Source organism: Liquorilactobacillus satsumensis DSM 16230 = JCM 12392 (assembly GCF_001435195.1).
Classification (GTDB): domain Bacteria; phylum Bacillota; class Bacilli; order Lactobacillales; family Lactobacillaceae; genus Liquorilactobacillus; species Liquorilactobacillus satsumensis.
This window is the reverse complement of the sequence record NZ_AZFQ01000006.1, coordinates 31,451-43,604: the sequence shown is the minus strand read 5'-3', so window position 1 is coordinate 43,604 and position 12,154 is coordinate 31,451. Positions and strand designations below refer to the sequence as shown.

The following is a 12,154-nucleotide window of genomic DNA, read 5'->3' as shown; positions in this document are numbered from 1 at the left end:
CTATGTTCATAATTTCGAGTTAGCACTCAAATTTTCCCGACTTATGTCACACTCTCTTCCAAACTAAAATTAAATGTGTTGCGTTTGTCAGACCACTTTTAGTCAGTAATTCTCATTATTTACTACTGCTTTTTTGGGAGGCCTTGTTCGAAGAGCTTGTGGCACTTTTCAATGAAGAAGAAGCACTTTCCTCATTTTGTTGGTTTGAATCAGTTGTATTTAATTCAGGTGCATCAGATGTATAATCTGTAATGGTCGATTTGTTCCCATTTTGAGTCCAAAGGCTGGTTGATTTATTACCCAAGATTTGCTGGATCTTAGTAATTTCGCCAAAACTATTTTTATAGTTGTATGTTTTAGGATTGACGGGAGTAAATCCCTTTGGAACATAGAAACGCAACAAGTTCTTATTGTTGAGTGCATCAGAAAGTGAAAGTTCTTGACTGACCTGATCACCTGCTGCCGCTATCTTTGCCGCAACTGCAGCAGAAGGATGGGTAATCTGCTGACCGGTTTTGTTGTCATAGATATTGCCACTCACAACCGTGTAGTCAGGTGTCACGAAGTTTTCATTGCGAAAGGCCACGACTTGATCGTGACTGGAAGACAGAAGATCTGTGCCAAATTGAATATAAGACTTAGAGTTAATCCCTAACAAGTGCAAAATTGTGGGAAGAACATCAATTTCGCCACCATATTGATGCTGAACACCTGCATTTGTGACCCCAGGAATATGAATCATGAAGGGCACCCGTTGCATTTGGACATTGTCGAAGTCATTCCAAGTTGAAGCAGATTTACCTAATAATGGAGCAAGTTTCAAATTCCGGGAGTTTGAAATCCCATAATGATCACCATAGATTACAATCATTGAGTTATTATATAACCCGCTTTTTTTCAGATAGTCAAAAAATTCTTTGACTGACTGATCTAGGTAGTGTGCAGTTACAAAATAATTGTCAACAGAGTCGTCACCAGTGTTTGCCGCTTTAAAGCTGGTATTTTGCTTGTCGAGAGTATATGGAAAATGATTCGAAACAGTAATAAATTTAGCATAGAAAGGCTGTTGGAGTCTTTCTAAATACTTAACAGAATCATGAAAAAGCAACTTATCCTTTAAGCCATACTCAGTCAGATTATTAGCATTGGTATTAAAGTAACTGGCATCAAAGAAATACTGATAACCAAGATTTTTATAGACATTATCGCGATTCCAAAATGAACCCTTATTCCCATGGAAAACAGCGCTTGAATAACCGGCCTGTTGTTTTAGGATTGCAGGTGCACCTTCAAAGGTATTGTCAGTCCCAAGAGCAGAGAAAAGTGAACCTTGTTGCAGACCATAGATGCTGGTTTCAAGCATATTTTCCGCATCTGAGGTTTTACCTTGACCAACCTGATTGAAGAAATTATCAAAACTATAAGTGGAGTTACTATTGTAGAGGCTGTTTAAGAAAGGAGTAACCTCTTTGCCATCTAGTCGATAATTAATCAGAAATTGCTGGAAGCTTTCCAGATGGATTACAATTACATTGCGGCCCTTGGCTAGGCCGTACGTTTTAACATTTGGTGCCGCATAGTGTTTCTGCGTAAAAGCTAGAATTTTATTCAAGTCAGCACTGTTAGCTTCACTGCGAACCTGATTGTTTTTAGCAGTTTTGATACCATCATAAAAAGTAAAGGCATCAATCCCCAAATATTTGACCAAATAATTGCGATCAAAAGTACGACTCAGCAGTTGTGGACGATCAATTTCCCCAAGCGTTAAATTAAACAGCAAAAAAAAGAGGGAAAAAGAAGTTAATGCAACTGCTTGACGTGTCGGAATGGCATGTCTGTCGATCCGAATAAGCTTGGTGGTAAAACCAATTATCAGTAAGAACAAATCAGCAATGATAATAATATCTTGCGGTTTAAGAAGTGCAAAAGAACTGGTACTCAAGCCGTCGGAGACAGAAGAGTAGCCAAAGATCACGTTAATTGTCATGAAATCAGTAAACTCACGATAATAGATAACGTTAAATAAGAGCAAGACGGAATTGGCTATGTAGACTAGTAGCAAAACCGTGTAGGCTGGGACTGAGCGTTTGATGTACAAAGCACTACCAAATAAAAGTAAAGTTGTTGCAATTGGATTAAGCAAAAGCACCATATATTGATAAAAGCCTGTGACACCCAGATGAAAGTCGATCAGATAAACCAAAATCGTCTTTAACCAGAAAAGTAAAACCAGAAAAGTAAAAAAGCCCCAGCGTGTACTCAAAATATTTTTTAGTTTTAATAGGTACACGGTATTTGATCGTCCCTTCTGAAAATTTGAACTAACGACTTATTCTAAACCATTTGTCAAATTAACGTCAATTTACAGAGACGATATTATGAAAGATTTAGGAAGTTTATGAGGTTAAAACCAAAAATCAGCGAAGTAATGTTACAATTAAAAAGGATCTTTTTGAAGCGTTGATTCAAGCATGATTACAAAATAAGAATAATGGAGATACAAAATTTGAAGACAATTGAAATAACAAAACAAGCAGCACGTAAATATAGTGACGGCTATCCACGGTTGAACGTCCGTGATTTTGTTGAGCGCTATGCTGGAGCGGATGGCGAATTTATCCGTCTCGTCTGCGAAAAGTCATTTGTTGCTTATGCTTATTTGGCAAAACAGCGTAATAATGATGGTTGGATTTTAGCAACCAAGGAACAAGCTGTACCTAATCAGGAGTTTTTCCGCAAGTTGTTTACAATGGCGCAAATCAGGAGAAAGGCATTTTATTATCAAGCCGAAACAAATGCTTTTCGCTTTTTTAACGGTGCTGGAGATGGCTTAGGTGGAATTACGATTGATTATTACGCAGGTTATTATGTTTTTACCTTTGACAATAAGGGAATTTATTATCAGCGTGCAGAACTCTATCGCGCATTTGCCGAAGCTGTTCCAGATGCTAACGGAGTTTATGAAAAACTACAATTCAATGTCCAAAAAGATGCATTAAAAACGCAGCATGTCAGTGGACAGACAGCGCCGGAAAAACTTGAGATCCTGCAAGAAGGACTTCGGCTGCAAGTCGCTTTAAATGCAGGCATGCTGGAGGCTTCGTTAGACAAACGTGTCTTGATGAATGCACTTTTAGATGGGAGAGCTGCAGCCAAAATTGTTTTAAATCTTTTTAGCGATGATGGAGCGCTTAGTATAGCCGCGATGCGCGGCGGAGCGTTTAAAACTGTTAATGTTGATCTGACTGCTAAAGCAATGAAGCAAGCTGCTGAGAATTTTACTTTGAATGGAATTACTCCAGAAAAACAAGAGCTACGTGCTTTGGATGTTACTAGCTATTTGGATTATGCACAAAAGCATCATATTAAATATGACATGGTTATTATTGATCCACCTGTTTTCGTCCGCTCTAAACGTGGGACTTTTTCGCTGACGAAGGATTACCCTGCATTAATTGTTGCGGCACTCAAAACTGTTAAAAAGGGTGGGAGTTTAGTACTGACGGCAAATACACCTACCTTAACACTGAAGCAATTTAAAGTACTGCTAACGGATGTATTCAGGAAAACTGGGTGTTCTTTTGAACTGGGCGATATCTTTACTGCACCGGAAGACTTTGTCCTAAATAAGAAAGAACATGTGGGTTCTGCTTTTAAAAGCATTGTTGTGACTGTTGGTTAAGGATCGAATTATTCTAGTTAATCACAGCTTGTCTTAGGCAGAGACAAACTGTTATAATACGGTCTTGCAGAGAGAAAAATGAGAAATGAGGTTTGAAGTTATGTTAATTGCCTTGATCCCTGCAATCGCATGGGGTAGTGTTGGGCTTGTCAGTGGAAAGCTGGGTGGAAGTGCTAACCAGCAAACGCTGGGAATGACTTGGGGCGCACTATTATTTAGTTTGGTGACAACAATTATTTTTTGGAACAATGTGGTTGCACACAGTAGTTTAAAAGTTATTTTTGTAGGAATCATTTCTGGCCTTTTCTGGAGTTTGGGACAAAATCAGCAATTTCATTCAATGAAAGCAATTGGAATATCTAAAACAGTTCCGCTTTCGACAGGCTTGCAGCTGTTTTTTAATGCATTGGCCGGAGTCGTTGTTTTTCACGAGTGGAAAACGATTCATCAGATTTCAATTGGCACTATGGCTTTAGTGATCTTGATTGCGGGCGCCACATTGACTTCACTGAGAGATAGACGTGCACAGACTGCTACGGCTGGCTTGCAGGAAGATTGGAAAATAGGAACTCGGGCATTGGCACTTTCAACTTTAGGGTATGTAGGGTATGCGGTTGTTGTAAATTTAGCAAATGTCGATACTAAAGCAATGGTCTTACCACAAGCATTTGGAATGGTGATTGGAGCCAGTTTCTTTGCTTTTGGGAAAGATGCTTTTAAGAAGGAATCTTTTAAAAACATTGCGACCGGGTTTTTATGGGGTACAGGAAACATTTTTATGTTCCTAGCAATTCCGCTAGTTGGGCTAGCAATCAGCTATTCCTTTTCCCAGATGGGAATTATTATTTCTACTTTTGGCAGTATCTTATTTCTTGGGGAGCAGAAAACAAAACGAGAAATGATCTATATTACAATTGGTTCGTTTCTGATTATCGGCGGCGGAATTTTACTTTCAAATATTTAGGAGATCAATGTTTAAAGAAGCTTGCATGTTTGGTTGAGAAGTCATCAAGAGTTTGGGACAAAAGTCGCGAACTCTTTTTTTGAGAGTGCGACATAAGTCGTGAAAATTTTGAGTGCTAACTCGAAATTACGAACATAGCGAGTACTTTGCTATGAGTAATTCGAAGTTAGACGGAGAATTTTGACTTATGGAACACGTTTACCCGGGATAAAAAAGAGAGTGTGACATAAGTCGTGAAAATTTTGAGTGCTAACTCGAAATTACGAACATAGCGAGTACTTTGCTATGAGTAATTCGAAGTTAGACGGAGAATTTTGACTTATGGAACACGTTTATCCAGAATAAAAGCGGGGCTGTGCCAAAATTTAACTTTTGTCACAGTCCCTTTTTTGTGTCCTTTGTTTCCAAACAGCAAATGCTGAAACGCTTTTTGTCTCATTTTCTGATTTTTACTTGGGAAAGTGCTGAGGAACCGTGCCTTAAGCTGCGTACAGGTTTTTTGTTTGGCAGTAAGTTGCAGGTGCAGCACAGAGTAATAAGGCTTTATAAGCTATCTTTAAGTGTTTTTAAGGATAAATCATAAAATATCGTGAAAAAAGCGCACAAACTGCGAGTTTTATTGTATAATGAGAGCGGTTATATAAAAAGAATAAAAAGGAGAGTAAAGTGATGGCACATATTTCTTTTGACAGTTCCAACCTAACCAAGTTTGTTCAGAAAAATGAATTAGGAGAAATGCAAGCGCTTGTAACGGCTGTTGATGAAGAATTACGCAAAGGTACAGGAGCGGGAAATGATTTCCGTGGGTTCTTGAATTTGCCGGTTGACTATGATAAGGAAGAATTTGCGCGAATTAAGAAAGCTGCAAAGAAGATTCAGTCCGATTCTGATGTCCTAGTTGTAATCGGAATTGGCGGATCATACTTGGGGGCACGTGCAGCAATTGAATTTTTGCATCATACCTTTTTCAATTTGCTTCCAACCGAAAAACGGAATGCACCTCAGATTTTCTTTGCGGGAAATTCAATTAGTTCCTCTTATGTAGCTGATCTGTTAGAATTGATTGGCGATCGTGACTTTTCTGTAAATGTAATTTCGAAATCAGGGACAACTACTGAACCTTCGATTGCTTTTCGGATTTTTAAGGAAAAACTGCTTGCTAAGTATGGCAAAGAGGGTGCCAAGGAAAGAATCTATGCAACTACAGATCGTGCGCGTGGAGCATTGAAGACCGAGGCCGATGCAGAAGGATATGAATCTTTTGTCATCCCTGATGATGTGGGCGGCCGCTTCTCAGTGTTATCTCCTGTTGGTTTATTGCCAATCGCAGCTTCTGGTGCAGATGTTGATGCTTTGATGAAAGGCGCAGCAGACGCACGAACAGATTACACAGATGCTGATTTGACCAAAAACGAAGCATATCAGTATGCAGCTTTGCGTAATATTTTGTATCGCAAGGGCTACACTACTGAAATTCTGGAGAATTATGAACCATCACTACAGTACTTCTCTGAATGGTGGAAGCAATTGATGGGCGAATCTGAAGGTAAGGATCAAAAAGGAATTTATCCATCTTCTGCTAACTTTTCGACTGATCTGCACTCATTGGGGCAGTATATTCAAGAAGGCCGTCGTAACTTGATGGAAACTGTTGTTAAGGTGGGTAAACCCAATCATGATGTTACAATTCCTAAAGAAGAGGAAAATCTTGACGGTTTAGCCTATCTTGAAGGCAAGTCAATGGATTTTGTTAATACTAAGGCATTTCAAGGTGTAGTTTTAGCACATACAGATGGAAATGTGCCGAATATGATTGTTAATATCCCAGACCGCACTGCTTATACTTTAGGATATACAATCTACTTCTTTGAGATTGCAGTTGCTATTTCAGGTTACTTAAATGGAATTAATCCATTCAACCAACCAGGAGTTGAAGCTTACAAGCATAACATGTTTGCACTTTTAAATCGCCCTGGCTTTGAGGAGCTAAGTAAAGAATTAAATGCCCGTCTGGGTGATTAGTATTTAGATTAGGCACTATTAAAGAGATAAGGTTTATTTCTGATTCAGTTGGAAAATGTTTTTTCATTTTCTTGCTGAATCTTTTTTAATACATTTAAAAATTTTACAAGTTTGATCAATTAGGTTTCAAACAGAAAGTGCATTTAAAACGAAAAGTAAAACGTTTGATTTTTGGGGGGCAGTTGAATTCTGTGCTATTCTTTGTTTAGATAAGGGAAAGAAAGCATCCTTTATTTTGGCGGAGGCAGAGAATGAAAAATAAAAATATTATCGTCGAATCCCTGGCAGTTGCAGCTGCCGCGACTGGATTGGCAAGTGAGTATCTTTTCAAAAAGGCATTTGCACGCGTCGATTATGTGCCTGAGACATCGGACGCGAAGCAAAAATATGCAACAAAGTACTGGGAGTGCGTTGATTGGTTCAAAAAAAGGCCAAAGGAGCATTGGACCTTTGGAATTCCAGGAGAAACAGAACAGATGTCAGCTTATTATCTATCCGCTACAACAGAGTCGCAGCAGGTAGTCATCATTTCTCATGGATACAAGGGAAATGGTGAGACGATGGCAAACTATGCTAGAATGTTTTCTCAGATGGGCTTTAATGTATTGTTGCCAGATGATCGTGGTCATGGAGAAAGTGCAGGAAAGTACATCAGCTTTGGTTGGCTTGATCGTTTAGATTATTTAAAGTGGATTCAGAAAATAAATGCTAGGATTGGAGTAAACGCGCAAATTTTGCTGTTTGGCGTTAGCATGGGGGCCGCAACTGTTGCAATGCTAACAGGTGAAAGCTTGCCTCCACAGGTCAAATGTACAATTGCAGATTGCGGTTATTCCAGCATTGATGAAGAATTAACTTACCTGCTTAAACAACAGTTTCATCTACCACGTTATCCATTCTATCCGCTAGTTAGTACAATTAATCATCACCGCTTAGGGTATTATTTACATTCTGTGTCTACAACGGCACAATTAAAGAAGAACACAAAGCCGATTTTTTTTATTCATGGTGAAAAAGATGCTTACGTTCCAGTTAAAATGGCATATGAAAACTATTATGCAACGTCAGCCCCAAAAGAACTGTGGATTGTTAAAGATGCAACCCATGCAGAAAGTTTCTGGAAAGATCCAGAAAGTTATCAGCGACATCTTAACAAATTTTTAGAGAGATATTACTATGAGAATCCAAAAAATGGGGTGGAAAGCAATGAAGATTGAAGGACATACACATACAGAACTTTGTCCGCATGGGAGTCAGGAAAAAACGGAAGAAATGATTCAAAGAGCAATTGCACTTGGTTTTGAGAAATATTGTATTACAGAACACGCTCCACTACCCGTGGGCTTCAAACAAGTGTATCAAGGAAGTGCAGCTGGGATTGATGAAGCTTCACTCGCTTGGAATCAATTAGATGAATATTTCAAATTAGGTGAATATTTACAGCAAAAATATGGAGATGTGCTGGAGATTTCAGTAGGTTTTGAAGTAGACTACATTCCTGGATTTGAGAAACAGATTCGGGCTTTTTTGGATGAGTACGGACCACGCACACAGCAAAATATTCTGTCGGTCCATTTTATGCGAGGGAAGGATAATGATTTTTGGTGCTTAGATCTGGCTGCAAGTGAATTTGAACAAGGTTTTGATGCCTGGTTGTCTCAGCCTCAGGAACTTTATCGGCGATACTTTACTGAAGTTAGGGAATCTGTTGAAGCTGATTTGGGAAAATATCGGCCGCAAAGAATAGGACACATGAGCCTCATCAAAAAATACCAAGATTATTTTGGCTTTCCTGAAGATTTTGATGAGAAAACGCTGCGAATTGTGCGCCAAATTCTGACAAGTATAAAAAGGCAAGAAAGACAGTTGGATTTAAATACGGCCGGTTTGTATAAGTCTGATTGCAATGAGTTTTATCCCGGTGCCCAGATTTGCCGACTTGCCCGAGAGCAAGAAATTCCGTTAATCTATGGTTCCGACGCACATGCGGTTTCCGAAGTAGGACGGGGCTATCATCTTAAGAACGCACTTGTGGGACTTGACAAGCAGTAAATTAAAGAGTATTCTAACTTAAAATTAATAAATAACAAGTAAATAATAAAAAATAAAGATTATGATTAGAAGAGTAGCTGTTGACCGCTCGTTTAGAGAGTCCCTGTAGCTGAGAAAGGGATCGAAGTTAACCGTGAACCACATCTATGAATCAAAAGGCTGAAGATTCTTACTAGAATTGTGTAGGCTAAAACGAACAGTTCGTTATCGCTGTTGAAATTTTTCAACTTGAGGTTTGTTTCGTGAGGAACAAGCGAAGTGAGGTGGAACCGCGATAATTCGTCCTCTTAGCAATTGTGCTAAGAGGACTTTTTTTATTTGGCTTGAAGGGAGCTTGAGAAGATGCACAAGGTTAGTTTACCACTTGGAATGCGTGACGAATTTGGAATGCAGGCATATAAAAAACACCAGCTCGAAAAAATGCTGGAACAGTTACTGCAACAACATGATTTTATGAGAATTGATACGCCGCTACTCGAATATCAGGAAGTTTTTGCCGATTTTGATTTAAAGCAAAGAAGGGCGTATCACTTGGTCGATAATAATGAGGCAGTTGTTTTGCGCCCCGATTTGACACTCCCCATTGCGCGTTTTCTGGCGACAAATAATTTTGATTTGCCCCGCAAATTCTACTATGTTGGTGAGCGTTTCAAGATTGCCAAGTCGCTTTCCGGTAAGTATAATCAAATGACTCAAGCAGGGATTGAAATTGTCGGTTATACTTCGCTTAAAGCAGAACTGGAATGTTTTTTCCTAATAAATTGTTTGAGTCGGAAATTTTTGCAGGGGCGGGTTCGGATTGAATTGGGGGATGCCTGTTTTGCAGATGCTGTATTGGATAGTTTGACAAAAGATGCAGCTTTAAAAGCAGCAATTAAAAAGCAGCTTTATCAAAAGAATATCCCGCAATACCAAAAGATGATTGCTCCGTTTGTTACGGGAAAACAAGGGCAGTTTTTACAAAAATGGCCACGTCTTTTTGGTGATGAAGCGACAGTTTTGCAGCAGGTTTCTCAATTCGCACTTCCAGCAGCGGCACAACTGATTATAAACAAGCTTGAACGCGTCGCACACTGGCTGAAGCAATTACCGGAACAACCCGTTTCATTGGATTTGAGTGCTGCTCCTCCACAGACATACTATACTGGGATTACTTTCAAGGGCTTCAGTGATGATATTTCAGATTATCTTTTTAGTGGTGGAAGGTATGACCATTTGCTGGAAAGTTTTCAGAAAAAAGCGGAGCCGGCTGTTGGAATGGGGATTGACCTCGAATTATTAACAAAAGTTGCTGATTTCGACATCCCTAAGCCTAAAGCTGATTTGCTGTTTTTTGAACCTGAACAGTTAAGCGAAGTCGTCCAGATTTGTCAGCAGCATCCAAATTTGACGCTTTGCTTAGAGCGTGACTTGCAAAGTGCACAGCAAACAGCAGCCACTAAACATGTTAAATTATTTCGAATAGACAAGGAAGGGAAGATTAGCGATGCCACTTAAAATTGCTTTGACAAAAGGTAGAATTGAAAAACAAGTCATCGGCTTATTGGAATGCGCGGGCATAGACTGTACTATGCTGAAAAACAAACAACGCAAACTCATTATTAATTCAGCAGATGGAGAGTATTGTTTTATTCTTGCAAAGGGGCCGGATGTGACCACTTATCTGAATACTGGCACAGTTGATATTGGCATCGTGGGAAGTGATATCTTAACTGAGCATAATAATGAGCAATGTGAGCTGTTGGATCTTCAAAGTGGTAAGTGTCAGTTCGTGCTGGCCTCGACTGCCGATTTTGATTTTAACCGTCCAGGGCGCAAAGTGATCGGCACGAAATACCCCTTGATTACACAGCGCTATTTTGAATCATTAGGTCAGGATGTTGAAATTGTAAAAATTGAAGGTTCGGTTGAACTTGCCCCCTTAATTGGGTTAGCAGATGCTATTGTTGATATCACTGAGACGGGAACTACTTTGCGGGAAAATAATCTGGTGATTTATGACTACTTGGATCAGGTTTCAACTCGCTTAGTGGCAAATCGGATGTCATTGAAACAACATACAGCCGCAATCTTTGAATTTACCGACAGCTTACAACAGGCAATTACGACCAAGAAAAATGTCCAAAAGCAAATGGAGGAGAGCAAATGAGAATTTATCAGGAAAGTTTTACCAAGATGCAAGAAATTGTCAATGATTATACAGCTCAAACAACGGATTTTGAAATTGAGCAACGCGTGGCAGAGATCATAGCTAAGGTACGAGAAAATGGGGATGAAGCACTTAAAACTTATGAAGAAAAGTTTGATCACGTTAAGCTAGCCGAGTTTGCAGTTCCAAAAGAAAAAATGGTCAAAGCGCTAGCTGAAATCTCACCTGAGTTAAAACAGGCTTTACTTCTAGCAAAGAAAAATATCATTAGCTACCACAAAAGAGAATTAGAATATGGTTTTATTGATACAGACGTTCCTGGAATTACGCGTGGACAGAAGGTGACACCTTTGCAGCGCGTGGGACTCTATGTTCCGGGTGGCACGGCAGCCTATCCATCTACAATTTTAATGAGTGCTTTACCAGCCAAGATTGCAGGTGTTTCTCAGATCGTCATGGTGACCCCTCCTCAAAAAGAAGGAATTGCTGCACCTGTTTTAGCCGCGGCACAGCTTGCAGGTGTTGACACGATTTATCAGGTGGGGGGCGCACAGGCAATTGCGGCCTTAGCATATGGAACACAAAGCATTCAAGCAGTTAATAAGATTGTGGGTCCTGGAAATATTTACGTTGCGACAGCTAAAAAGCAAGTCTTTGGCCAAGTCGCAATCGACATGGTCGCAGGTCCGTCTGAGATTGGAATTCTAGCTGACAATAGTGCACAACCGGCACAAATCGCGGCTGATTTACTTTCTCAAGCTGAACACGATAAGCGGGCACGTGCAATTTTGATTACGGATGAGCTTGATTTTGCTCAAAAAGTTGACCAAGAAGTAGAAAAGCAAGTTAAGCTGCTTCCACGACGAGAGATCGCAGCCGCTTCAATTGCAGAACGCAGTTTTATTGCAGTTATGGATTCGATTCCTGAGATGTTTGCATTGATGAACAGTGTAGCGCCAGAACATTTGGAGGTGCAGCTCAAGGATCCAATGCAGTATCTCAGTTTAATTCAGAATGCAGGTTCAGTCTTTTTGGGTAAGTATGCTTCTGAACCATTGGGAGATTACGTTGCCGGGCCAAATCACATATTGCCGACTGGTGGGACAGCTAAGTTTTCTTCACCTTTAGGAGTTTATGATTTTGTGAAGAAAACCTCATTTATTCAATTTTCACAGGATGCCCTGGCACAGGACTTAGCTGCAATTACCACGTTGGCACGCGCTGAAGGATTAGAGGCACATGCACGTGCGGTTGAATCACGCTTCAAGAACTAAGATTATAGGGG

9 protein-coding genes and 1 other annotated feature are annotated in these 12,154 nt (G+C 39.8%); of the genes, 8 read left to right on the top strand and 1 reads right to left on the bottom strand.

Features of this window, described 5'->3' with window-relative positions; genetic code table 11:
* Positions 1 to 115: 115 nt before the first annotated feature.
* Positions 116 to 2,290, bottom strand: coding sequence for an LTA synthase family protein (locus tag FD50_RS00400; RefSeq protein WP_056959466.1), 2,175 nt, complete (start codon positions 2,288 to 2,290; stop codon positions 116 to 118).
* A gap of 216 nt (positions 2,291 to 2,506) precedes the next feature.
* Between FD50_RS00400 and FD50_RS00395 the strand changes: the two genes are divergently transcribed.
* The 8 genes from FD50_RS00395 (at position 2,507) to hisD (ending at position 12,143) form a co-directional block, all read left to right on the top strand.
* Entirely contained in the window at positions 2,507 to 3,682 is a 1,176-nt protein-coding gene (locus FD50_RS00395; RefSeq protein WP_054758142.1) for a class I SAM-dependent methyltransferase, read from the top strand.
* A gap of 100 nt (positions 3,683 to 3,782) precedes the next feature.
* Complete coding sequence (locus FD50_RS00390; RefSeq protein ID WP_056959464.1) at positions 3,783 to 4,646, top strand: GRP family sugar transporter; 864 nt, start codon at positions 3,783 to 3,785, stop codon at positions 4,644 to 4,646.
* A 669-nt stretch (positions 4,647 to 5,315) separates the two neighbouring features.
* Positions 5,316 to 6,668, top strand: coding sequence for a glucose-6-phosphate isomerase (locus FD50_RS00380; RefSeq protein WP_056959459.1), 1,353 nt, complete (start codon positions 5,316 to 5,318; stop codon positions 6,666 to 6,668).
* A 251-nt stretch (positions 6,669 to 6,919) separates the two neighbouring features.
* Complete coding sequence (locus tag FD50_RS00375; protein WP_056959457.1) at positions 6,920 to 7,885, top strand: alpha/beta hydrolase; 966 nt, start codon at positions 6,920 to 6,922, stop codon at positions 7,883 to 7,885.
* Entirely contained in the window at positions 7,875 to 8,720 is an 846-nt protein-coding gene (gene hisJ, locus FD50_RS00370; protein ID WP_056959455.1) for a histidinol-phosphatase HisJ, read from the top strand. The genes FD50_RS00375 and hisJ overlap by 11 nt, the downstream gene beginning before the upstream one ends.
* Before the next feature lie 52 nt (positions 8,721 to 8,772).
* Positions 8,773 to 9,010: a binding site (T-box leader), on the top strand.
* Positions 9,011 to 9,062: 52 nt separating this feature from the next.
* A complete protein-coding gene (locus FD50_RS00365; protein WP_056959453.1) occupies positions 9,063 to 10,217 on the top strand; it encodes an ATP phosphoribosyltransferase regulatory subunit in 1,155 nt (384 codons plus the stop codon).
* Positions 10,207 to 10,869, top strand: a complete 663-nt coding sequence (gene hisG, locus FD50_RS00360; protein ID WP_056959451.1) for an ATP phosphoribosyltransferase — start codon at positions 10,207 to 10,209, stop codon at positions 10,867 to 10,869. The genes FD50_RS00365 and hisG overlap by 11 nt, the downstream gene beginning before the upstream one ends.
* Positions 10,866 to 12,143: a histidinol dehydrogenase gene (hisD, locus tag FD50_RS00355; protein WP_056959449.1), complete on the top strand. Its 1,278-nt coding sequence runs from the start codon at positions 10,866 to 10,868 to the stop codon at positions 12,141 to 12,143. Before hisG ends, hisD begins: the two co-directional genes overlap by 4 nt.
* The last annotated feature ends 11 nt before the right edge of the window (positions 12,144 to 12,154 follow it).

What these genes read in the sequence shown, in the direction of transcription:
- hisD (WP_056959449.1), top strand. Translation starts at nt 10,866, where the DNA reads ATGAGAATTTATCAGGAAAGTTTTACCAAGATGCAAGAAATTGTCAAT.
- FD50_RS00390 (WP_056959464.1), top strand. Translation starts at nt 3,783, where the DNA reads ATGTTAATTGCCTTGATCCCTGCAATCGCATGGGGTAGTGTTGGGCTT.
- FD50_RS00380 (WP_056959459.1), top strand. Translation starts at nt 5,316, where the DNA reads ATGGCACATATTTCTTTTGACAGTTCCAACCTAACCAAGTTTGTTCAG.
- hisJ (WP_056959455.1), top strand. Translation starts at nt 7,875, where the DNA reads ATGAAGATTGAAGGACATACACATACAGAACTTTGTCCGCATGGGAGT.
- FD50_RS00375 (WP_056959457.1), top strand. Translation starts at nt 6,920, where the DNA reads ATGAAAAATAAAAATATTATCGTCGAATCCCTGGCAGTTGCAGCTGCC.
- hisG (WP_056959451.1), top strand. Translation starts at nt 10,207, where the DNA reads ATGCCACTTAAAATTGCTTTGACAAAAGGTAGAATTGAAAAACAAGTC.
- FD50_RS00365 (WP_056959453.1), top strand. Translation starts at nt 9,063, where the DNA reads ATGCACAAGGTTAGTTTACCACTTGGAATGCGTGACGAATTTGGAATG.